Genomic DNA, 21,673 nt, shown 5'->3' with positions numbered 1-21,673 from the left:
GAAGTAGAAACGTACGTAAAGTTTTGGCTCTCGGTAAATAAATCTCACACCTTGTGATAAAATGTTGTACTTTCGCCCTCTAAATTATATTTTCGGGTATCCGAAAAATACATTGTTTAAACTCGTTTAAACTTCTGATAGTCAATGAAATTTATCGTCTCGTCTTCGGCATTGTTGAAACAACTGGCGGCTATCAACGGAGTCGTAGCGTCCAATCCGATTGTTCCGATTCTGGAAAACTTCCTGTTCCAACTCGAAGGGAGTCTACTCACGGTAACGGCCTCTGATTTGCAGACGGTTATGATTACTGAAATAGAGGTCGAATCTTCAGATAAAGGTTCCATCGCTGTACCGGCTAAATTGCTGCTCGATACGTTGCGGGGTTTACCCGAACAACCCATTACTTTCAAAATTGATGCCGAAACGTTTGGTACTGAAATCGTTTCCGAAAACGGTCGGTACAAACTTTCCGGTGAGAATCCAATTGACTTCCCGAAAGTTCCGGCGGTCAACAAAACCTTATCGATTGAAGTAGCGGCAGAAGTACTGGGCAAAGCCATTTCGAATACAAGCTTCGCCGCCAGTACCGATGATTTACGGCCCAACATGACGGGCATGTATCTTCAACTGGGTGAAAGCAATGCAACCTTCGTAGCTACGGACGGACACCGGCTCGTACGGTATCGTCGGCAGGATTTACGTTCGGACAATACCAGTACCATGATTATTCCTCGCAAGGCACTAAACCTGCTGAAGTCTTCCCTGCCTTCGGATGATACGACCGTAAAGGCGGATTTTAGCCAGTCGAATGCGTTCTTTACCTTCGGTAACATCAAGATGATTTGCCGATTGATCGACGAGCGTTTCCCGGATTACGAAAACGCGATTCCCGTTAATAATCCAAATATTTTAACAATCAATCGACTCGAATTGCTGAGTTCGTTGCGTCGGATTTCTATCTACGCCAATAAAACGACTCACCAGATTCGCCTGCGAATTTCTCAGGACGAACTCGTGATCTCAGCGGAGGATCTGGATTACTCCAATGAAGCTTCCGAGCGTTTGGTTTGTGACTATAGCGGCGATGATCTGGAAATTGGCTTCAACGCGAAGTTCCTGATCGAAATGTTAAATAACCTGAGTTCCAATCAATTGCAGTTACGCTTATCAGCTCCTAACCGGGCAGGTATCCTAGTACCTAATGATCAAGACGAAAACGAGGACATTTTGATGCTGGTGATGCCGGTCATGCTCAATACGTATGCCTAAATACCTTTAAAGATGAAATAAAAAGAGCCTTTCGAAAGAAGGCTCTTTTTATTTGTTAATTCGTTGGATAAAAGACTTTTCACAACGAACTTCACGTTATTGATTCTGATAAATCCCTTCTTGTTTAACACGATGAAAACACTTCGACTCGTAGTAATCCTGCTACTGACTGGACTGACCTTGCAGACCAACGCTTCGGATGAGCCTAAAAAAGAGGGAATCCAGTTTTTTCATGGCACCTGGAAGCAGGCGTTAGCGAAAGCCAAAGCTGAAAACAAAATGATTTTCCTCGATGCGTATACGACCTGGTGTGGTCCCTGCAAATGGATGCAAACGAAATCGTTTCCGAATAAACAGGTAGGGGATTTGTATAATAGCAAGTTTATCAACGTGAAACTGGATATGGAAGCGGGCGAGGGACTGAAACTGATTGATCGCTATCCCGTAGAAGGTTTTCCTACGTTGTTCTTCATTGATTACGAGGGAGAAGTAGTATTAAAAGAAGCAGGAGCAAAAACGCCTGAGCAACTGATCTCTTTCGCTAATGAAGCGATCGAGCAATAATAAACTAGTAGTAGAATAGGTAGAAGAGTCGGTAAGAGCAACTTACCGACTCTTTTCATTTTGAAGATACGGATCGTATACGAAGGCATAAAGCAGTTTTAGCATACGAATCAGGCTGCTTCTGTAATTAAGGAGTGCCCTAAAAAAGCATTTTCTAGGTTAGCGATATAGAGCAAATTTACTGTCAAGAAAAATTTATAAATTTTTACAAAAACTTTTCCTAAACTCTTGTTTATCAAATAGAAAACCGCTTATTTTGCAACTCTGTTTAAAGATCGAACAAAAGGTCGCTGTTCCATGTGGTTGGCAGAACTACAGGAACCTCTGATTATCAGACCATTGAGTTTATTTGTTCGATTGCCACGTCAATTTCGGTTTTACCCGGTTTTGAACGTCAGAACTGTTACTGACTCCAGTACTTGAATGCCCAAGTGCAAGGGAGTTGAGTAGTAAGCTGACAGGATGCTTCTTCCCGTATCTCGGGATTTTGGATGCGTACAGGCCTTTTTTTTAAGCCTATCTGGTACGCCCCGCAAGTCTCCTCTCTGCTTTCCTTCTCGGTACGTTACTGGTTTTCAAAATTTTTCAGGGAATTTCTGTCTTGATACGGTAAACAGCAGAAAAAGCACTACTTTTGCAGTCCGTTTTCTGAGGCCCCCAGGTGGGAGAGCTGATAACCAATTAAAAATCAAGAAGATGTCTGGTATTATTGGGAAGAAAATTGGCATGACCAGCCTCTACAACGCTGACGGTTCTGCCGTAGCTTGTACGCTGATTGAAGCCGGTCCCTGCGTCGTGACGCAAGTAAAGACCGTCGAAACGGATGGCTACCAAGCTGTTCAGTTAGGTTTCGGCGAGAAAAAAGAGAAAAACACTTCCAAGCCGCTGGCTGGTCACTTCAAAAAGGCCGGTACAACTCCCAAGCGGAAGTTAGTAGAGTTCAAAACTTTTGAACAATCACTGAATTTAGGCGATACGATCGATTCTACGCTGTTTGCTGAAGGTGAATTCATCGATGCAATCGGTACGGCTAAAGGTCGTGGTTTCCAAGGCGTTGTAAAACGTCACGGTTTTGGTGGGGTAGGCGGTCAAACGCACGGTCAGCACAACCGTCAGCGTCACCCGGGTTCGATTGGTGCCTGTTCTTTCCCTTCACGGGTATTCAAAGGCCTTCGCATGGCAGGTCGGATGGGTAACAACCGCGTTAAAATCCAAAACCTGCAAGTACTTAAAGTGTATCCTGAGCAAAACCTGATCGTGATCAGCGGTTCAGTTCCGGGTGCCAAAAATTCATTTGTAATTCTTGAGAAATAGGTTGGTGTGAGTATTCACACTCGCTTTTACTCAACGTAGCACTTGACAAGAAATGGAACTGTCCGTATTTAATATTCAAGGCCAAGAAACGGCGAAGAAAGTAACACTGTCTGAGGACGTGTTTGCAATTGAGCCTAACGAGCACGTAATGTGGCTCGACGTAAAGCAATACTTGGCTAATCAGCGTCAGGGTACGCATAAAGCTAAAGAACGTTGGGAAGTTTCCCGCTCAACCCGCAAACTGATGCGTCAGAAGGGTACCGGCGGAGCTCGTCACGGTTCTTTCAAAGCTAACATTTTCAAAGGTGGTGCTCGCGTATTCGGTCCTAAGCCCCGCGATTACTCCTTCAAACTGAATAAGAAAGTGAAAAGCCTGGCTCGTAAATCAGCTCTGGCTTCTAAAGCGAAAGACGGCGTAGTAACCGTTGTCGAAAACTTCACTTTCGATTCTCCTAAGACCAAGCAATACATTTCGGTTCTAAACGCCTTCCAGGCGGGTGAAACGAAAACCCTGCTAGTTCTGCCGACGGCTGACAACAATGTATTTCTGTCAGCTCGGAATCTGCCTAAAGCCAACGTGCTGCCCGCAGATCAGTTGACTACCTACGCTTTACTGAATGCCGATCGTTTGATCATTGCTGAAGGAGCGTTAGAGAAAATCGAAGCATTATTGAACTAATCCGTTGGTCCGAAAGGCCTGGAGATTAACGACAAAAGATTATGAGCATCATCATTCGCCCGCTCCTGACTGAAAAGTCAACGGCTCAGAACGAGCAAGGAAAGTACGGCTTCGAAGTGGCTCTTACGGCCAACAAGGTCGAGATTAAGAAGGCCATCGAAAAAATGTACGGTGTGAAGGTTGAGTCAGTGAATACGGTTCGTCAAATCGGGAAGAAAAAATCTCGTAGCACGCGTACCAAAATCACGGCTGGCTTTACTTCCACCAAGAAGAGAGCGATCGTTACTGTTGCCGAAGGTGAAGTAATCGATTTCTATCAAGGCATTTAATTCAACATCCCCCTCCTCCAGGATGCGTTTTGAACAGGTTAGGCTGGCAGTGGAGGACATAGCCTGACCGTAGCAATTAATCCAATGGCAATCAAGAAGTTGAAGCCTGTTACGCCGGGAACCCGCTTTCGTTCGGCCCCGACGTTTAACGAAATTACGGCTAGCAAACCTGAGAAGAGCCTCTTAGAGCCTCTGAAAAAATCAGGTGGTCGTAACGATCAGGGTCGCCGTGCGATGCGTTACATCGGTGGTGGACACAAGCGTAAATACCGGATTATCGATTTCAAACGCGATAAACAAGGCGTTTCAGCAGAAGTAAAAACGATCGAGTACGATCCTAACCGTTCGGCTCGTATTGCGTTAGTTCAATACGCAGATGGCGAAAAACGCTATATCATCGCTCCCCAAGGTTTGACCGTAGGTCAGACGATTGTAGCTGGTGAAGGCGTAGCTCCTGAAGTAGGTAACGCATCTCCTCTGATGGCTCTGCCCATCGGTACGATTGTTCACAACATTGAGTTGAAGCCCGGCAAAGGTGGTCAAATGGCCCGTAGTGCTGGTACGTACGCTCAAATTGTAGGACGTGAATCGAAATACGTAATTCTGCGACTTCCCTCAGGCGAAACCCGTATGGTACTGGGTTCAGGTATTGCAACCGTAGGTTCAGTATCGAATGCCGACCACATGAATGAAAGCCTGGGTAAAGCAGGTCGCCGTCGTTGGTTAGGTCGTCGTCCCCGCGTTCGTGGTGTAGCAATGAACCCAGTTGATCACCCGATGGGTGGTGGTGAAGGCCGGGCTTCTGGAGGACACCCACGTTCACGTAAGGGTCTGTTAGCGAAAGGTAAGAAAACTCGCGACAAGAAGAAGGCATCCAACAAGTTAATCATTAGCAAGCGGAAGAAATAATGGCACGTTCACTCAAAAAAGGCCCCTATATTGATTTTCGCCTCTCCAATAAAGTGGAGGTAATGAATGGGTCAGGCAAGAAATCGGTTATTAAAACCTGGTCGCGTCGGTCGATGATTTCTCCTGATTTCGTGGGTCACACTTTCGCCGTGCATAACGGTAACAAGTTTATCCCCGTGTACGTGACGGAAAACATGGTAGGTCATAAACTGGGCGAGTTTGCCCCGACCCGCAACTTCCGTGGCCACGTCGCTAAAAAGGACAAAGGAAAACGATAAACCAGTTTACAGTTGGCAGTCTTCAGTTGACGGATGCGTATCGCTGGTAACTGAAAACTAAGAACAACAAACTGACAACTTAGTAATGGAAGCAATCGCAAAACTTAATAACGTCCCGACGTCGCCCCAGAAAATGCGACTGGTTGCCGATCTGATTCGCGGCCAGAAAGTAAACAAGGCATTGGCGATTTTAAAATATCAGCCTAAGTCGGGCTCTCCGCGTCTGGAAAAGTTGCTGCTGTCGGCAATTGCAAACTGGCAGGAGAAATTCGGCGAAGAAGTGAAGCTGGAAGATGCTGACCTATACGTAAAAACTATTTTCGTAGATGGCGGTCCTTTCCTGAAACGTCTTCGTCCGGCTCCTCAGGGCCGTGCATATCGGGTACGGAAGCGTTCGAATCACGTAACGCTTGTTGTAGCTAGCAAAGCCAAGGCAGAAGAAACTAAAACCGAAAACACGGAAGCGTAACACACCATGGGACAAAAGGTAAACCCCGTAGGTCTTCGTCTGGGTATTGTACGTGGTTGGGAATCCAACTGGTACGGTGGAAAGAACTTCGCTGAAAAGCTGGTAGAAGACGAAACGATTCGTAAATATATTGCTGCTCGTATTCCTAAAGGTGCGATCTCGAAAGTAATCATCGAGCGTACGCTGAAACGGGTAACGCTAACCATCAACACGGCTCGTCCGGGCGTGGTTATCGGTAAAGGCGGTAACGAAGTTGATAAAATCAAAGAAGAGCTCAAGAAATTGACTGGCAAAGATGTTCAGATCAATATCTTCGAGATCAAGCGTCCAGAAGTAGATGCGAAACTCGTTGGTGAAACGATCGCTCAACAACTGGAAGCCCGTATCTCTTTCCGTCGTGCCATGAAGCAAGCGATTGCTTCAGCCATGCGGGTAGGAGCACAGGGAATCAAAGTTCGCTTGTCAGGCCGTTTAGGTGGAGCTGAAATGGCTCGTACGGAAGAGTACAAAGAAGGACGTGTCCCTCTGCATACGCTCCGTGCTGACATCGACTACGCTATTTCAGAAGCTCAAACAGTATACGGAAAGATCGGTATCAAGATCTGGGTCTTCAAAGGAGAAGTATACGGTAAGCGTGATCTTTCAGTAGTTAACGCTGGTTTGAACGCCGGTGGTGCTGAAGCTCGTGGAGGTTCTGATCGCGGCGATCGTCGTGGCGGTCGTGGTGGAGATGATCGCGATGGTGGTAACCGTCGGGGTCGTGGTGGTGAAGGCGGTGGTGACCGTGGACGCGGAAACAACAACCGTGGTGGCCAAGGCGGTGCAAACCGTGGTGGAAACAACAACCGTGGTGGCCAAGGTGGTGGAAACCGTGGCGGTGGCCCAGGAGGACGTCGCTAATTAGATTGCAAGCCCTAGTTACTAGGGCTTCAGACTCTAAAGAACTCAACGATCATGTTACAACCGAGAAGAACCAAATTCCGCAAACAGCAGAAAGGTCGGATCAAGGGTCTTGCAACGCGGGGCCATGAGATTTCCTTCGGCTCATTTGCAATTAAATCGCTGGAGCCCGGCCGTATTACGGCTCGCCAGATTGAAGCGGCTCGTATCGCTGTTACCCGTGCAATGAAACGGGAAGGACAAGTATGGATTCGTATTTTCCCCGATAAGCCTATTACGAAGAAGCCTGCAGAGGTACGGATGGGTAAAGGGAAAGGTGCTCCCGAATATTGGGTAGCCAACGTGAAACCCGGAACAATTCTATTTGAATCAACGGGTGTACCTCTGGAACTGGCTCAGGAAGCTCTCCGTTTAGCAGCTCAAAAGTTGCCCTTACGGACGAAATTCGTAGTTCGCCGGGATTACCAGGAAGCTAACTAATTTGAGGATTTGATAATTCGACAATTTGAAATGGTTCTAGTCGAATACTACGATTTTCAAATTAGCCCTTTTCAAGTTTTCAAATTATAGCAGTAATGAAAATCAAAGACATTCGGGCTTTGAGTACGGAAGAAATCCGTCAGCAAATTGCCCAGGAAAAAGATGCATTGAGCCGTCTCAAATTTGCTCATGCTATTTCTCCAATCGAAAATCCGTTGCGTATTCGGACCTCCCGTAAGCTTATCGCCCGGTTGTTGACCGAACTTAACGCTCGCTAGTCATTGCCCGATACGGGCACAAAGCAAATTCCGAATCAATGGAAGTAGAACGTAAGCTCAGAAAAGTCAGATTTGGTCGGGTGGTATCCAGCGGCATGGATAAGTCGGTGGTAATTACCGTCGAGCGGAAGGTGAAGCACCCAATCTACGGTAAGTTCCAAAAGAAAACGACCAAATTGATGGTACACGACGAAAACAACGATTGTGGCGTCGGTGATACGATCAAAGTGATGGAAACCCGTCCCTTGTCTAAAAACAAACGGTGGCGTTTGGTGGAAATCATCGAAAAAGCCAAGTAATCAGGCAGGAGTAGGGATCGGTTTCCGTTTTTGATGATTAGCAGATAGCTAAACTAACAAGCGGAAACTGAAAACGAAACTGAAATCTCAGCAAAGACATGCTTCAGCAAGAATCTAGATGTAGCGTAGCGGATAATAGCGGTGCCAAAGAGGTACTCGTAATCCGCGTGTTGGGCGGTACGGGCAAGCGTTACGCATCTATCGGCGACAAAGTCGTAGTAACCGTAAAACAAGCCCTCTCCTCTTCGAACATGAAGAAGGGAACGGTGTCTAAAGCCGTAGTGGTTCGTACGAAAAAAGAAATTCGCCGGAAAGACGGATCTTATATCCGTTTTGAAGATAACGCCGTCGTACTTCTAAACAACCAGGACGAACCGCGTGGAACTCGGATCTTCGGACCAGTTGCTCGCGAATTGCGTGAAAAGCAATTCATGAAAATTGTTTCGCTGGCTCCTGAAGTGCTTTAATCACTCAGGATAATCGTACGAAATCAAACAATGGAAAAGCAAAAGCAAGTGAAGCTTCACGTTCGCAGCGGTGACACGGTTTTAGTGATCGCCGGTGACGCTAAAGGTAAAACCGGCGTTATCAAGTCTGTGGATCGCGAAAAGCAACGGGCTATCGTAGAAGGTGTGAATCTGGTAAAGAAACACGTGAAACCTTCCGCGACTAACCCTCAGGGAGAAATCAAAGAAATCGAAAGTCCCATCCACATCAGTAACCTGAAGGTGGTAGACCCGAAGACGAACGAAGCCTCCCGCACCGGCCGTAAACTGAACGAAAAGGGCAAGTCTCAGCGTTTCAGCAAAAAGAGCGGTAACCTTATTTAACTAGCTTGACGGTTAGCTGCCGTCAACACGAAACAGTGGGTCGGAAATCCACAAACCATTCGCATCAATGGCAACTCCCAGATTAAAACAAAAGTACTTTGACGAAGTAGTTTCTGCTTTGAAAGAGAAGTTCCAGTACAAATCGGTGATGCAAGTACCGAAACTGGAAAAAATTGTGATCAACAAAGGTATCGGTGCTGCTGTAGCAGATAAAAAGCTGGTTGATGTAGGGGTAGAAGAATTATCTACGATCTCTGGTCAGAAAGCAGTAGCCACGATCTCTAAGAAAGCAATTTCTAACTTCAAGCTTCGTGAAAATATGCCCATCGGAGCGAAAGTTACGCTGCGTGGCGAAAAAATGTACGAATTCCTGGACCGTCTGACGTCGATCGCTCTGCCTCGCGTACGTGACTTCAAAGGAATTAGTGACAAAGGCTTTGATGGCCGTGGTAACTACACGTTAGGTGTAAAAGAACAAATCATCTTCCCTGAGATCTCGATTGAGAAAGTACAAAAAATCTCAGGTATGGACATTACGTTCGTTACTACAGCACAAACTGACGCTGAAAGCTTAGAACTGCTGAAGGCTTTAGGAATGCCCTTTGCTGGACAAAAAAAGTAATTATTGATCCCCCGTCACTTCAGATTTCTGAAAAGGACGGGGACCAATTATAAGCAAACAAAATGGCAAAAGAATCAGTCAAAGCAAGAGAGCGGAAACGCGAACGTCTGGTAGCCAAGTACGCTGCTAAACGCAAAGCCCTCAAAGAGGCCGGTGACTTCATCGGACTTGACAAACTTCCCCGTAACGCTTCCCCTGTACGTCTCCATAACCGCGATAAGCTGAATGGTCGTCCTCGGGGGTACATGCGGAAGTTCGGTATCAGCCGTGTTACGTTCCGTCAAATGGCTTCTGATGGAAAAATTCCGGGCGTAACAAAATCGAGCTGGTAATTTTTGGTGTATCCATTTTGATTCTCTAATTTTGCGAGCCGTTTTGAAGCGGCCCGTAGCAAAATCATATTCTTTCATGGATCCGATTGCAGATTACTTGACCCGTCTGCGGAATGCCATCAAGGCTCGCCACAGAATCGTCGAGATCCCGGCTTCCAATCTCAAGAAGGAGATTACTAAAGTTCTCTTTGAGAAAGGCTATATTCAAAGTTACAAATTTGACGAAGAGGCTTCCGTACAAGGAACCATCAAAGTCGCTTTGAAATACAATCCCCTGACGAAACAGTCAGCTATTGTTAAGTTAACTCGCGTAAGTAAACCCGGTCTCCGGAAATACTCAGGTTCGAAAGAGCTGCCCCGCGTATTAAACGGCTTAGGCATTGCAATTGTTTCGACGTCAAAAGGAGTTATGACGGACAAAGAAGCTCGTACCCTCAATGTAGGTGGCGAAGTACTTTGCTACGTTTATTAATTAAACCAATGGAATAGCGGAGGTCAATCTTACCACTGAAAACCTCCGCTAATTCATTTTAACACTCAGTACCATGTCACGCATTGGTAAAAAAATCATTACCCTGCCTGCTGGAGTTAGCGTAACGGTCGATAAAAGCCAGGTTACTGTAAAAGGACCTAAAGGCACATTGAGCCAAACGATTGATCCAGACATTACGGTAGAAATCGAAGGTAGCGAGTTACAAGTGGTTCGCCCTACGGAACAAAAACGCCATAAGGCTCTGCACGGTCTGTACCGTGCCCTAATCAACAATATGGTAGTCGGCGTAAGCACGGGCTACCGTACCGAAATGGAAATCGTTGGGGTAGGTTACAAAGCTTCTAACCAAGGAAACATCCTGGAACTGGCTTTGGGTTACTCACACAGTATTTTCGTCGCTATTCCTGAAGAGTTGAAAATCACAACGGCGATGGAAAAAGGACAAAACCCTAAAGTGGTTTTGGAAGGTATTGATAAGCAACTAATCGGCCAAGTCGCTGCCAAAATTAAGTCTCTCCGTAAGGTTGAGCCTTACAAAGGCAAAGGTATTCGCTTCACGGGTGAATTCGTGCGTCGGAAAGCTGGTAAAGCGGCTGGTAAGAAATAATATTTCCAGTAGAAAGCTTCGGCTATGGCTTGAAGCTTTCTATACTCAAACGTGTGGGTCGGTAATCCACAACCAATTTGAATTCCAATGGCAACTACTAAAGATTCCCGGCGGCTTCGGATCAAACGTAGCATTCGCAGTAACATGGCTGGTACGCCTGTGCGTCCTCGTTTGACGGTCTTCCGCTCTAATAAAGGTATTTACGCCCAACTAATCGACGACGAGGCTGGCAAAACAGTAGCCGCTTCTTCTTCTTTCGAATTAGGCTTACAGGGTAACAACGTTGAAGCTGCTAAGCAAGTAGGCTTGAAAGTAGCCGAATTAGCTAAGGCCGCTGGTATTGAAGCTGTGGTGTTTGACCGGAACGGTTACCTGTATCACGGGAAAGTAAAAGCACTAGCTGACGGAGCCCGCGAAGGTGGCCTTCAATTCTAATTTCAAAGAATCATGCAAACGAACAGACCTACCAAGTATAACGAGTCAGAGTTAAAGGAACGTGTTGTTGCTATTAACCGGGTAGCTAAAGTAGTAAAAGGCGGTCGTCGCTTCAGCTTCTCAGCTATCGTAGTAGTGGGTGATGGCAAAGGCGTAGTAGGCTACGGATTAGGTAAAGCCAATGAAGTAACCGACGCAATCGCTAAAGGAATTGAAGATGCCAAGAAAAACGTGGTACAAGTTCCTTTGTTGAAGCATACGGTACCTCACGATATGGAAGGTAAATTTTCAGGTGGTTTCGTACTGCTGAAGCCTGCTGCTCCGGGTACTGGAGTAATTGCTGGTGGTGCAATGCGTGCCGTTCTGGAAAGTGCTGGTATTCGCGACGTATTAGCGAAATCAAAAGGCTCTTCCAATCCTCACAACGTAGTAAAAGCTACGGTTGATGCTCTGCTGAAAATGCGTGCTCCCCATGAAGTAGCTCGTCAACGTGGAGTGAAACTGACAACCGTATTCAATGGATAAGTCATAGTGTTCTTAGTTCTTGGTTAATTAAGCATAACTTAAGAACCAAGAACTAAAAACCGAGAACTTTAAAGAAATGGCAAAGGTTAAACTTACTCAGGTTCGTAGCACGATTGAACGTCCTGAAAACCAAAAGCGTACTATCAAAGCCCTAGGTTTGGGCAAAATCAATCGGAGTGTGGAAGTTGAGCTGAATGATGCCATCGCTGGTATGATTCGTAAAGTGAACCACCTCATTCAAGTGGAAGAAATCTAAGAAACTCAGTGTGGGGCGGCAACGCTTTTCACTTTGAATCAATACGACAATGAATCTTAGCAATTTGAAACCCGCCGCTGGTTCTACGAAAGTAGGTAAGCGTGTCGGTCGCGGACAAGGCTCTGGTAAAGGAGCAACTTCTGCTCGCGGACATAAAGGGGCTCAGTCTCGTTCGGGTTACAGCAGTAAAAGAGGTTTCGAAGGTGGTCAGATGCCTTTGCAACGTCGTGTACCTAAGTTCGGTTTTAATAACCTGAGCCGCGTAGCTTACAAAGCAATCAATCTGGACGCTATCCAGTCTTTAGTTGAGAAAACTAATGCCACTGTAGTAGACATTGAACTGCTTTACAACAACGGCCTGGTTGGTAAAAAAGATCTGGTGAAAGTACTGAACCGCGGTGAGGTAAAATCAGCTGTTGAAGTGAAGGTACATGCCTTCTCGCAAACGGCGGTTGAAGCCATTGAAAAAGCCGGTGGTAAAGCAGTTACGGTCTAGTTTCCGGATGAACGACAGGTGAATTTGAATCCTCGCTGGAATGAACAAGTTTATAACTACTCTCAAGAACATTTGGTCCATTGAGGAGCTCCGTAGCCGGATCCTCAACACCCTGTTGTTTATTACTGTTTATCGTATAGGTTCATATATTGTCCTGCCAGGTATTGATCCGGCTCGACTTCCTAAGGGCCAAGGAAATGGTTTGCTAGATTTGATTAACACCTTCTCTGGAGGAGCTTTTCAAAACGCTTCCATTTTTGCTCTGGGTATTATGCCCTATATCTCGGCGTCTATTGCAATTCAGCTGTTGACCATTGCACTGCCTTATTTTCAGAAAATGCAGAAAGATGGGGAGTCCGGTCGCCGCAAGCTGAACCAGATCACTCGGGTACTAACCATTTTCGTTACTACGGCTCAGGCAATCGCCTATACCCAATCACAGATTCCGGCGGAAGCCTTAATGATTGAGCGAAGCTGGTTTACCATCTACTCAACAATTATTTTGATTTCGGGCACAATCTTCTGTATGTGGATGGGTGAGCGAATCACTGATAAAGGAATTGGAAATGGTATCTCGCTGCTGATTATGATTGGTATCGTAGCTCGTTTTCCGGTTGCTTTACTTCAGGAAGCTGGCTCAAGAGGTACAGGTGGAGCTTTATTATTCGTAATTGAACTTGTTGCTCTATATTTTGTTGTAATGGGTGCTGTTCTTATTACTCAAGCTACTCGCCGTATTCCGGTACAGTATGCCAAGCAGGTAGTAGGAAACAAGGTAGTAGGCGGACAACGTCAGTATATTCCCTTGAAGTTGAATGCTGCAGGCGTTATGCCCATCATTTTCGCTCAGGCTTTGATGTTCGTACCGGGTCTAGTAGCGGGCTATTTTGCTGAAAAGAGTGATACGGCTCAGTCGATTGCTCAAGCGTTCAATAGCTATGATCACTGGCAGTATAATGTGTTGTTTGGTTTCTTGATTATTGTATTTACGTATTTCTATACGGCGATTTCAGTAAACCCGCAACAGATTGCTGACGACATGAAACGCAGTGGCGGTTTCATTCCTGGTGTTAAACCTGGTTTTGAAACGTCAGAATATATTGGTCAGATTCTTGACCGTATTACTTTACCCGGAGCTATTATGTTAGCTCTGGTGGCAGTAATGCCAGCGATTGCTCGCCTGTTCGGTATTTCTCAAGGCTTTGCACAGTTTTTCGGTGGAACCTCCTTACTTATCTTAGTAGGGGTAGTACTGGATACGTTGCAACAAATTGAAAGCTACCTGCTAATGCGTCGCTACGAAGGCTTAATGAAATCAGGACGCGTGCAAGGCAGAACGACTGAAAGCGTTTCTGCGATTTAATACACAGAAAGATGGTTTATCTAAAAACTGACGAAGAGATTGAATTAATCAAAATCAGTGCTCAGGTTTTGGGTAAGGCTCACGCCGAGGTTGCTAAACTGATTAATCCAGGAGTAACAACTAAGGAACTGGATCGTGTAGCAGAAGAGTTTATTCGGGATCATAAGGGTCATCCTTCGTTTAAAGGGTATAATGACTTTCCGGCTGCTCTTTGTATTTCCGTTAATGAGGTGGTCGTACACGGTTTTCCAAGTGCGTATCGCTTGAAAGAAGGAGATATTATTTCGGTAGATTGTGGGGTTTTTTTGAATGGATACCATTCGGATAGTGCCTTTACTTATCCAGTGGGGGAAATTAAGCCCGAAGTAAAACAACTACTGAAACGCACCTATGATTCTCTTTACCTGGGTATTGATAAAGCAGTAGCAGGGAATCGGATTGGTGACATTGGGTATGCTGTACAAAGTCATGTGGAGCAATTTGGATACGGTGTAGTTCGAGAGTTAGTTGGACACGGCGTAGGTAAGTTTCTTCACGAAGGCCCGGAGGTACCTAATTTCGGAAGAAGAGGTCAAGGTCCCCAACTCAAAGAAGGGATGACTATTGCCATTGAACCGATGATTACCCTGGGTAAACGAAGTGTGGTACAGGAAAAAGATGGTTGGACCATTCGTACAACGGACCGGCAGCCGGCCGCTCACTTTGAGCACACGGTAGCTATTCGTAAAGGAAAGGCCGAAATCTTGACCACTTTCGAATATATTGAGCAAGTACTGGCCGAACGTAGTATGGCCATCGCATAATAGGAAGGATAGGGCGAGTACTTCTCAATTCTAAAAGTCCTATTCTAAACTAAACAAATGGCCAAACAAAGCTCTATAACCACGGACGGTATCATTCTGGAGGCATTATCGAATGCAATGTTTCGGGTACAACTCGAAAATAAGCATGAAGTGATCGCTCACATTTCCGGCAAAATGCGGATGCACTACATCAAAATTCTGCCTGGAGATAAGGTTCGCTTGGAAATGTCGCCTTATGACTTATCAAAGGCTCGTATTACCTACCGATACAAGTAAAGTTGATAGTTGGCAGTTTACAGTTTTCAATTACTGTGACTGGTAACTGGAAACCGAAGCGGCTGAACCGCTGAAAACTGAAAACTCGAAATAAGATGAAAGTCAAAGCTTCGATCAAAAAGCGTAGTGCTGATTGCAAAGTAATTCGTCGCAAAGGAAAGCTCTTCGTGATCAACAAGAAAAACCCTAAGTTTAAACAACGTCAAGGTTAATCCCGCTCGATTTTGGGCGTACAAAAACTTATCCGACCAATATGGCTCGTATTGCAGGGGTAGACATTCCCGACAAAAAGCGGGGCGAAATCGCTCTCACGTACATCTTCGGCATTGGCCGTAGTTTGTCCCGCACCATTTTAGCTAAAGCTGGCGTAAGCGTAGACAAGAAAGCTGGCGAATGGAATGACGAAGAATCTACGGCTATCCGTAACGTCATTAGCAGTGAATACAAAACGGAAGGACCACTTCGGTCAGAAATCCAATTGAACATCAAGCGCTTGATGGATATTGGTTGCTACCGAGGTCTGCGTCACCGGAAAGGACTACCGCTCCGTGGTCAGAAAACGAAGAACAACTCTCGTACCCGGAAAGGTAAGCGTAAGACGGTTGCTAACAAGAAGAAAGCAACGAAATAATTAGTTTAGAGTTTAAGGTTTGAGGTATGAAGTCAACCTTAAACTTTAAACTTTGAACGTTTCAAACTCCATCAGAAATGGCTCAGGCAAAACGGAAAGACAAAGCCAAAAAGCGGGTCGTAGTGGTAGAACCAGTTGGACAGGTTCACATCCGAGCTACGTTTAACAACATCATTATTTCAATTACCAATAACCAAGGTCAAGTAATCTCTTGGGCTTCTGCTGGTAAAATGGGCTTTAAGGGTTCCAAAAAGAACACGCCTTATGCTGCTCAGGTTGCCGCTGCTAACTGTGCTCAAGTAGCTCACGAAGCAGGAATGCGTAAAGCTGAAGTGTTTGTAAAAGGACCCGGTTCAGGCCGTGAATCAGCGATTCGTACGATTCAAGGTTCAGGTATTGAAGTAACGTTGATTAAGGACATCACTCCGCTGCCCCACAATGGCTGCCGTCCTCCCAAACGTCGTCGCGTCTAGTACCGACACAATTCTAACTTTTAGTGAGATAGGCACCCCTGGTTGGTGATTACCAGTATCGGGCCGAAGCATTAATCAACCAATCACCTTGTCCTAATCGACAACTCAAAAGATATAGGAAATAGGTTACAAGGGTATATACCGCTTCAAACCTCTCCAATTTCATTTTTCATGGCACGTTATACAGGTCCTAAGGCAAAAATCTCCCGTCGTTTTGGCGACGCAGCCGTTCTCGGTGGAGGTAAGGCTGTTTCTCGCAAAAACTATGGTCCCGGCCAACATGGCAAGGGTAAGCGGGGTAAAAAGTCTGAATATTCTCTCCAATTGCAAGAAAAGCAAAAGGTAAAATATACGTACGGTATTCTGGAAAGACAATTTGAAAACCTTTTCCATAAAGCTGCCGTTCGTGAAGGTATCACGGGTGAAAACCTGCTGAAATTGTGCGAAGCTCGTCTGGACAACACGGTATACCGTTTAGGTATCGCTCCGACGCGTCGGGCAGCTCGTCAGTTGGTCGTTCACAAACACATCGTTGTTGACGGTGAAATCGTGAACGTACCTTCTTATTCCCTACGTCCAGGCCAATTGATCTCGGTTCGTGAAAAGTCAAAATCTCTGGAAGCCGTGCAAAACAGTTTGGCTGGCCGGAACACGAAGCGTTTTAGCTGGTTGGAATGGGAACAGTCTAACTTACAAGGTAAATTCGTTAGCTATCCTGAACGCGATCAGATTCCGGAAAGCTTCAATGAGCAGGCAATCGTCGAATTGTATTCGAAGTAGTAAGCCAAATCTTATTTACTCTGGACTTTTCCAGAGCCTTGATTCTCCCAGTAAGGATTGGAGGATGGGTTGGTCCATCCTTCAATCCTTTGCGTCGTCAAGGTTTACCATCCAAGTATTACGCTAAAAACCCAATCCGTATGTCAATACTCGCGTTCCAAATGCCCGACAAAGTCGTAATGGAAAAGGCCAACGACTTTCACGGTGTATTTGAGTTTAAGCCCTTGGAAAAGGGCTACGGTGTCACGATTGGCAATGCCCTCCGTCGGATCCTGCTCTCCTCTCTGGAAGGTTACGCCATCACAAGCGTAAAATTCTCAGGAGTATTGCATGAGTTCTCTTCCATTGAAGGTGTCATGGAAGATGTAACTGATATTATTCTGAATCTGAAACAGGTTCGCTTCAAAGCAGCCTCGGAAGTACTGGATAATAAGATTAACGTGAAGGTTAAAAACCAAAAGGTTCTCACTGCCGGTGATATCCAAAAGTTTACCCCTTATTTCACGATTCTTAATCCTGAATTAGAACTTCTCCACATCGACGAATCCAAGGAATTGGATATTGAGTTGATTCTGGAAAAAGGCCGTGGTTATATTCCCGCTGACGAACCTCGTACGACGGAATTACCTTTCGGTCATATTGCTATCGATGCGATTTATACGCCTATCAAAAACGTAAAATACAGCATCGAAAACTTCCGCGTGGAACAACGTACGGATTACGAGAAATTGATCATTGAAGTAATGACCGATGGCTCAATCCACCCGGAAGACGCTTTGAAAGGAGCCGCTTACATCTTGATTCAACACTTCATGTTGTTCAGCGATCAAACGATGACTTTCGAAACGGTTAAACCTGAAGAAGAAAACGTAGTAGATGAAGAATTCCTGCACATGCGGAAATTACTCAAAACTCCTCTTCAGGATCTGGATCTTTCTGTACGTGCGTACAACTGCTTGAAATCAGCAGACGTTCGCTCATTGGGTGATCTGGTGAAACTGGAAATTTCTGACATGATGAAGTTCCGCAACTTCGGTAAGAAATCGCTTACTGAGCTGGAGCAACTAGTAGCAGATAAAAATCTTCACTTCGGAATGGACGTAGCTAAGTATCGTCTAGAAGAAGAATAGTATATTTGAAAGTGCTTAGAAACGAAGGCATTAGCTGTAGTTTCTAAGCACTTTTTATAACCATCGAACTGGCAGCACTCGATCGTTTTTTTCAATCAATTCGTAATAGGTGGGGCAGTAGATCGCTGCAAACTGGTGTCCTGACCGCAACTTACGACTCCCATGAGACACGGGAAAAAATTTAACCACTTAGGCCGTCAGGCTTCGCATCGTAGCTCTCTGTTAGCTAACCTGACCATTTCTTTGATCCTGCACAAACGGATTGAAACGACTTTAGCGAAAGCGAAAGAACTTCGTAAATACGCTGAGCCTCTGATCAATCGTGCGAAAGAAGATACGACACACAATCGTCGTACCGTATTTAGCTACCTGCAGAGCAAAGAAGCCGTTAAGGAATTGTTCAGTTCAGTAGCTGAGAAAGTTGCTGATCGTCCTGGTGGATACACGCGGATCATCAAATTGGGCAACCGTTTGGGTGATAACGCAGAGGTAGCTTTGATCGAGCTGGTTGACTTCAACGAAGTTTACAGTGCGAAAGAAGTAGAAGAAAAGAAAACGACTCGTCGTAGCCGTCGTGGTGGTAAGAAAACTACGGATGATGTTCCTGCTGCTGAAGTAGTAGAAACGACGCCGGTAGCCGCTGCCGCTACTGAAGCTCCTGCAACGGAAGAACAGGCTCCTGAAGCTCCCGCTGCTGAAGAAGAAAAGAAAGACGAAGAATAGTCTTTTCTCACGTCTAAAAGGGTACTCACATTCCGTGAGTACCCTTTTTTGTATTACTTCCGGTAATCTAGAGCGGGCTTTCGATCACCCAACAAAGCTTCGTATTTGAAATTTTTACCCCGCAATTCTTCCCATTCCTTTTTCGCTTTTTTCATTAAATCAGGATCATTGTAAAGATCGATTGCCGTTAAGGCAAGGGTTTTGGCAGCGACCATCATTCCCTTTATACCAATGCTGGTACCACCCGCTGCTACGGCCTGCCAACTATGCGGAGCCGTACCGGGTACCCAAGTGGCCGCCGTCATCCCTACCGTAGGAACTACCCAGCTTACGTCCCCTACATCCGTCGAGGCTGATCCCAATAGGCTGGCGGCTGAATAGGGAGCTATTTGTTGAGCACTACCCGGTTTTGGGAGAGAGCCGAATGAGGCTCCAAAGCTTTCGGTAAGCTTTTCGGCAAACTTCTTCTCTTCGTCGGTATACGAGAAGCCTCCTACCTGCTCAAGGTTTTTGTACATGAGGCTAGCCAGTGACTCTACCGAAAGTAGATTATACACGCCACCAATCACTTCCAGTTCCATCGTGGTCTCCGTACCCAACGCGGCTCCTTCGGCGGCTTTAGTGATGCGTTTCCAGACGTTTTGTAAGATACTACGGTCTTTATGACGGGCGTAGTAGTATACTTCCGCAAAATCGGGTACTACGTTAGGAGCTTCGCCCCCTTTCGTAATGATGTAATGGATTCGGGTATCCTGCGGAATGTGTTCCCGCATCATGTTGACCATGTCATTCATGGCTTCCACGCCGTCAAGGGCTGAACGACCGCGTTCGGGAGCCGCAGCAGCGTGGGCGGAGATCCCTTTAAATCTGAATTTACCCGAAATGTTAGCTAAGGAAGACGAAGGATTGGCCGCATTCGCATCGCCCGGATGCCAATGTAAAGCGACGTCGGTATCCTTGAAAATGCCATCACGAACCATGTATACCTTACCTGAACCACCTTCTTCTGCCGGCGTTCCAATGAGCTTGATCGTTCCCGTTTTGCCGGATTGCTTCAGCCAGTCTTTTACAGCAATGGCGGCGGCTGATGAGCCTGTACCGAACAAATGGTGACCACAAGCATGACCCGCCCGTTGCCCTTCAATCACCTTCCGTTCGGGAGTAGCTGCCTGAGCTAAACCCGGTAAGGCATCGTATTCGGCCAGGATACTAATGACGGGCTTGCCACTTCCGTAGGTAGCGATGAAAGCTGTAGGAATACCCGCCACGCCTGACTCAATGCTAAATGCTGCTTTCTTTAATTCAGTCTGCAACAGAGCGGAGCTTTTCGTTTCCTGGTAACCTACTTCGGCATAATCCCAGATTTTTTTGGAAATGGCTCCGTAGTAATCCGTTTTGTCCTGCAAGCTGGAAATGACTTTCTGCGAATCGGATTGGGCCTGAGAGATACCTATACTAAGGGCAAGTAGGCCAAGAGTAAGAAAGGGTCGCTTCTTCATACGAGAGATGAAATTGAGTCGATAGGAGTGGAAAGATCAGATCATACATGAGGAAGAAAAGACAGCTTACCTCCACTCACATTACTAGCAACGCTATTATTTTGAATGAGAGAAAATCGGAAGATCTATCATACTGATCTCAATGGATACTTGCAACGGAATCGGCGTTTCGAATAAAAATAGAGACTATTTATTCGTAAATGCAGCGGATGGGAGAAATAGTATTTTGATTAAATCGGCGGTAGCGGTTTTCTTCAATTCCATATTTGAATAGTAGTAATTAGTGCCAAAATCAAACGGATCTGAACTATTTTTCTTAAAAGTTTCTTTTTTAAAGAGCTTAGCTTTAAAGCTTTTCGGCTAGAAGAAGTATCTTTGTCCAATTTGTACAGTAAAAGAACTAATAGCACATAATGCCCTTGTCTGTCTTTCCGGCTAGCAAGGGCTTCTTTACGAACCAGGCATGAGCAATCAAACCCAGGAAGCCCTCCTTTTATTAGAAGACGGCACGACGTTTCGTGGTACCGCATTAGGCAAAATTGGCACGCACGGTGGTGAAATTTGCTTTAATACGGGCATGACCGGCTACCAGGAGATCTACACAGACCCCTCGTATTTTGGTCAGGTGGTTGTCAATACCAATGCACACATCGGAAATTACGGCGTCCTACTGGATACGGAAGAGGAATCGAATAGTGTGAAGATTTCAGGGATGATCTGTAATTCTTTCTCACCCATTCATTCTCGTAATGTAGCCGATTCATCTTTGCAGGAGTATTTTGAAAAGGCTGGAATCGTGGGAATCAGCGATGTGGATACGCGTCAGTTAGTACGCATCATCCGCGAGCGTGGAGCGATGAACTGCATTATTTCTTCTGAAATCCTTGATCCAGAAGAATTGATGGTTGAACTGAAAAAGCTGCCTTCCATGGAAGGTCTGGAACTTTCTTCAGTAGTAAGTACGAAAGAGCCTTATTTTGTAGGCAATGAAGATGCGAAATATCGGGTAGCGGTAATGGATTACGGTACCAAGAAAAGCATCCTCAATAACTTCGCTACGCGTGATTGCTACAGCAAAGTTTTCCCCGCAAAAACGCCTGTAGAAGAGGTGTTAGCCTGGAATCCGGATGGTTTCTTTATCTCGAATGGTCCAGGCGATCCGGCAGCGATGGAGTACGCCGTTGAAACGGTGAAAGAACTCATTGATACGGGTAAGCCTTTGTTTGGTATTTGTTTAGGCCACCAGTTACTGGCTGAAGCAAGTGGTATTTCCACGTATAAGATGCACCACGGTCACCGTGGATTGAATCACCCGGTACAAAACCTGATTACAGGTTTGTGTGAGATTACTTCCCAAAACCACGGTTTTGCCGTAAACGCGGATGAAATCAAAAGCCACCCGAACGTAGAAGTAACGCACGTTAACCTTAACGACAAAACCATCGAAGGGATTCGTCGGACGGATAAACCGGCTTTCTCGGTACAATATCACCCAGAAGCGGCTCCAGGACCTCACGATTCCCGTTATCTGTTCGATCAGTTCGTTGAGCTGTTGAGCAAAGAAACGGTAGAAGCATAGGCATTGACTGATTTTCGATATAAAAAAGACCGATGCTTGAGGTATCGGTCTT

Annotated in this window: 33 protein-coding genes; 32 read left to right on the top strand and 1 reads right to left on the bottom strand. The window is 45.7% G+C overall.

Annotation, left to right across the window (positions count from 1 at the left end; translation table 11 throughout):
* Window positions 1–144: 144 nt before the first annotated feature.
* The 31 genes from dnaN (at window position 145) to rplQ (ending at window position 18,543) form a co-directional block, all read left to right on the top strand.
* Window positions 145–1,269: a DNA polymerase III subunit beta gene (dnaN, locus tag ACOJTG_RS10255; RefSeq protein WP_420153721.1), complete on the top strand. Its 1,125-nt coding sequence runs from the start codon at window positions 145–147 to the stop codon at window positions 1,267–1,269.
* Between the two features lie 132 nt (window positions 1,270–1,401).
* The gene (locus ACOJTG_RS10250; protein ID WP_420153720.1) at window positions 1,402–1,833 is read left to right on the top strand and encodes a thioredoxin family protein; all 432 of its coding nucleotides are present in this window, start codon (window positions 1,402–1,404) and stop codon (window positions 1,831–1,833) included.
* A 696-nt stretch (window positions 1,834–2,529) separates the two neighbouring features.
* On the top strand, window positions 2,530–3,147 hold the full coding sequence (rplC, locus tag ACOJTG_RS10245; protein WP_094816331.1) for a 50S ribosomal protein L3: 618 nt from the start codon (window positions 2,530–2,532) through the stop codon (window positions 3,145–3,147).
* 52 nt (window positions 3,148–3,199) lie between these two features.
* Entirely contained in the window at window positions 3,200–3,826 is a 627-nt protein-coding gene (gene rplD / locus ACOJTG_RS10240; protein WP_094816333.1) for a 50S ribosomal protein L4, read from the top strand.
* Window positions 3,827–3,867: 41 nt separating this feature from the next.
* Entirely contained in the window at window positions 3,868–4,155 is a 288-nt protein-coding gene (gene rplW / locus ACOJTG_RS10235; RefSeq protein ID WP_094816335.1) for a 50S ribosomal protein L23, read from the top strand.
* Window positions 4,156–4,239: 84 nt separating this feature from the next.
* Window positions 4,240–5,064: a 50S ribosomal protein L2 gene (gene rplB, locus ACOJTG_RS10230; protein WP_094816337.1), complete on the top strand. Its 825-nt coding sequence runs from the start codon at window positions 4,240–4,242 to the stop codon at window positions 5,062–5,064.
* Window positions 5,064–5,342, top strand: a complete 279-nt coding sequence (gene rpsS / locus ACOJTG_RS10225) for a 30S ribosomal protein S19 (RefSeq protein ID WP_104709471.1) — start codon at window positions 5,064–5,066, stop codon at window positions 5,340–5,342. Before rplB ends, rpsS begins: the two co-directional genes overlap by 1 nt.
* Window positions 5,343–5,427: 85 nt before the next feature.
* On the top strand, window positions 5,428–5,811 hold the full coding sequence (rplV, locus tag ACOJTG_RS10220; protein ID WP_094816341.1) for a 50S ribosomal protein L22: 384 nt from the start codon (window positions 5,428–5,430) through the stop codon (window positions 5,809–5,811).
* A gap of 6 nt (window positions 5,812–5,817) precedes the next feature.
* The gene (rpsC, locus tag ACOJTG_RS10215; protein ID WP_420153719.1) at window positions 5,818–6,711 is read left to right on the top strand and encodes a 30S ribosomal protein S3; all 894 of its coding nucleotides are present in this window, start codon (window positions 5,818–5,820) and stop codon (window positions 6,709–6,711) included.
* A gap of 54 nt (window positions 6,712–6,765) precedes the next feature.
* A complete protein-coding gene (gene rplP / locus ACOJTG_RS10210) occupies window positions 6,766–7,191 on the top strand; it encodes a 50S ribosomal protein L16 (protein ID WP_094816345.1) in 426 nt (141 codons plus the stop codon).
* 95 nt (window positions 7,192–7,286) lie between these two features.
* Window positions 7,287–7,469: a 50S ribosomal protein L29 gene (gene rpmC / locus ACOJTG_RS10205; RefSeq protein ID WP_094816347.1), complete on the top strand. Its 183-nt coding sequence runs from the start codon at window positions 7,287–7,289 to the stop codon at window positions 7,467–7,469.
* Window positions 7,470–7,507: 38 nt separating this feature from the next.
* A complete protein-coding gene (rpsQ, locus tag ACOJTG_RS10200) occupies window positions 7,508–7,768 on the top strand; it encodes a 30S ribosomal protein S17 (protein WP_420153718.1) in 261 nt (86 codons plus the stop codon).
* Between the two features lie 98 nt (window positions 7,769–7,866).
* Window positions 7,867–8,235, top strand: a complete 369-nt coding sequence (gene rplN / locus ACOJTG_RS10195; protein WP_094816351.1) for a 50S ribosomal protein L14 — start codon at window positions 7,867–7,869, stop codon at window positions 8,233–8,235.
* Between the two features lie 30 nt (window positions 8,236–8,265).
* A complete protein-coding gene (gene rplX, locus ACOJTG_RS10190; RefSeq protein WP_094816353.1) occupies window positions 8,266–8,598 on the top strand; it encodes a 50S ribosomal protein L24 in 333 nt (110 codons plus the stop codon).
* A 67-nt stretch (window positions 8,599–8,665) separates the two neighbouring features.
* The gene (gene rplE / locus ACOJTG_RS10185; protein ID WP_094816355.1) at window positions 8,666–9,220 is read left to right on the top strand and encodes a 50S ribosomal protein L5; all 555 of its coding nucleotides are present in this window, start codon (window positions 8,666–8,668) and stop codon (window positions 9,218–9,220) included.
* Window positions 9,221–9,282: 62 nt separating this feature from the next.
* Window positions 9,283–9,552, top strand: coding sequence for a 30S ribosomal protein S14 (gene rpsN, locus ACOJTG_RS10180; protein WP_094816357.1), 270 nt, complete (start codon window positions 9,283–9,285; stop codon window positions 9,550–9,552).
* A 76-nt stretch (window positions 9,553–9,628) separates the two neighbouring features.
* Window positions 9,629–10,024 (top strand): 30S ribosomal protein S8, encoded by a 396-nt coding sequence (rpsH, locus tag ACOJTG_RS10175; protein WP_094816359.1) that lies wholly within the window; start codon window positions 9,629–9,631, stop codon window positions 10,022–10,024.
* A gap of 73 nt (window positions 10,025–10,097) precedes the next feature.
* Window positions 10,098–10,652, top strand: coding sequence for a 50S ribosomal protein L6 (gene rplF, locus ACOJTG_RS10170; protein WP_420153717.1), 555 nt, complete (start codon window positions 10,098–10,100; stop codon window positions 10,650–10,652).
* Window positions 10,653–10,739: 87 nt separating this feature from the next.
* Window positions 10,740–11,087 carry a 50S ribosomal protein L18 gene (gene rplR, locus ACOJTG_RS10165; RefSeq protein ID WP_420153716.1) on the top strand — a complete coding sequence of 116 codons (348 nt, stop codon included), beginning with the start codon at window positions 10,740–10,742 and terminating at the stop codon, window positions 11,085–11,087.
* 12 nt (window positions 11,088–11,099) lie between these two features.
* A complete protein-coding gene (gene rpsE, locus ACOJTG_RS10160; RefSeq protein ID WP_094816365.1) occupies window positions 11,100–11,612 on the top strand; it encodes a 30S ribosomal protein S5 in 513 nt (170 codons plus the stop codon).
* Window positions 11,613–11,688: 76 nt separating this feature from the next.
* A complete protein-coding gene (gene rpmD, locus ACOJTG_RS10155; RefSeq protein WP_094816367.1) occupies window positions 11,689–11,868 on the top strand; it encodes a 50S ribosomal protein L30 in 180 nt (59 codons plus the stop codon).
* Window positions 11,869–11,917: 49 nt separating this feature from the next.
* Window positions 11,918–12,364 carry a 50S ribosomal protein L15 gene (rplO, locus tag ACOJTG_RS10150; protein ID WP_094816369.1) on the top strand — a complete coding sequence of 149 codons (447 nt, stop codon included), beginning with the start codon at window positions 11,918–11,920 and terminating at the stop codon, window positions 12,362–12,364.
* Between the two features lie 40 nt (window positions 12,365–12,404).
* Window positions 12,405–13,727 carry a preprotein translocase subunit SecY gene (secY, locus tag ACOJTG_RS10145; protein ID WP_094816371.1) on the top strand — a complete coding sequence of 441 codons (1,323 nt, stop codon included), beginning with the start codon at window positions 12,405–12,407 and terminating at the stop codon, window positions 13,725–13,727.
* A gap of 11 nt (window positions 13,728–13,738) precedes the next feature.
* Window positions 13,739–14,530 carry a type I methionyl aminopeptidase gene (map, locus tag ACOJTG_RS10140; RefSeq protein WP_094816373.1) on the top strand — a complete coding sequence of 264 codons (792 nt, stop codon included), beginning with the start codon at window positions 13,739–13,741 and terminating at the stop codon, window positions 14,528–14,530.
* Between the two features lie 57 nt (window positions 14,531–14,587).
* Window positions 14,588–14,806, top strand: coding sequence for a translation initiation factor IF-1 (gene infA, locus ACOJTG_RS10135; protein ID WP_093200805.1), 219 nt, complete (start codon window positions 14,588–14,590; stop codon window positions 14,804–14,806).
* Window positions 14,807–14,901: 95 nt separating this feature from the next.
* On the top strand, window positions 14,902–15,018 hold the full coding sequence (gene ykgO, locus ACOJTG_RS10130; protein ID WP_094816375.1) for a type B 50S ribosomal protein L36: 117 nt from the start codon (window positions 14,902–14,904) through the stop codon (window positions 15,016–15,018).
* Window positions 15,019–15,059: 41 nt separating this feature from the next.
* Window positions 15,060–15,437 carry a 30S ribosomal protein S13 gene (rpsM, locus tag ACOJTG_RS10125; protein ID WP_094816377.1) on the top strand — a complete coding sequence of 126 codons (378 nt, stop codon included), beginning with the start codon at window positions 15,060–15,062 and terminating at the stop codon, window positions 15,435–15,437.
* 77 nt (window positions 15,438–15,514) lie between these two features.
* Complete coding sequence (rpsK, locus tag ACOJTG_RS10120; RefSeq protein WP_094816379.1) at window positions 15,515–15,910, top strand: 30S ribosomal protein S11; 396 nt, start codon at window positions 15,515–15,517, stop codon at window positions 15,908–15,910.
* Between the two features lie 171 nt (window positions 15,911–16,081).
* On the top strand, window positions 16,082–16,690 hold the full coding sequence (gene rpsD, locus ACOJTG_RS10115) for a 30S ribosomal protein S4 (protein ID WP_420153715.1): 609 nt from the start codon (window positions 16,082–16,084) through the stop codon (window positions 16,688–16,690).
* A 140-nt stretch (window positions 16,691–16,830) separates the two neighbouring features.
* On the top strand, window positions 16,831–17,820 hold the full coding sequence (locus tag ACOJTG_RS10110) for a DNA-directed RNA polymerase subunit alpha (RefSeq protein ID WP_094816383.1): 990 nt from the start codon (window positions 16,831–16,833) through the stop codon (window positions 17,818–17,820).
* Window positions 17,821–17,982: 162 nt separating this feature from the next.
* Window positions 17,983–18,543: a 50S ribosomal protein L17 gene (gene rplQ, locus ACOJTG_RS10105; protein WP_102200246.1), complete on the top strand. Its 561-nt coding sequence runs from the start codon at window positions 17,983–17,985 to the stop codon at window positions 18,541–18,543.
* 53 nt (window positions 18,544–18,596) lie between these two features.
* On the opposite strand, the gene ACOJTG_RS10100 is transcribed toward rplQ, so the two are convergent.
* The gene (locus ACOJTG_RS10100) at window positions 18,597–20,042 is read right to left on the bottom strand and encodes an amidohydrolase (RefSeq protein ID WP_420153714.1); all 1,446 of its coding nucleotides are present in this window, start codon (window positions 20,040–20,042) and stop codon (window positions 18,597–18,599) included.
* A gap of 463 nt (window positions 20,043–20,505) precedes the next feature.
* Here ACOJTG_RS10100 and carA point away from each other — a divergent pair, with 463 nt between their 5' ends.
* Window positions 20,506–21,621 carry a glutamine-hydrolyzing carbamoyl-phosphate synthase small subunit gene (carA, locus tag ACOJTG_RS10095; RefSeq protein WP_420153713.1) on the top strand — a complete coding sequence of 372 codons (1,116 nt, stop codon included), beginning with the start codon at window positions 20,506–20,508 and terminating at the stop codon, window positions 21,619–21,621.
* The last annotated feature ends 52 nt before the right edge of the window (window positions 21,622–21,673 follow it).

This window comes from Siphonobacter sp. (genome assembly GCF_048595215.1).
In the GTDB taxonomy this organism is placed as follows: domain Bacteria; phylum Bacteroidota; class Bacteroidia; order Cytophagales; family Spirosomataceae; genus Siphonobacter.
Note: the sequence above shows the minus strand (reverse complement) of the source record. Positions and strands in the feature narration are given on the sequence as shown.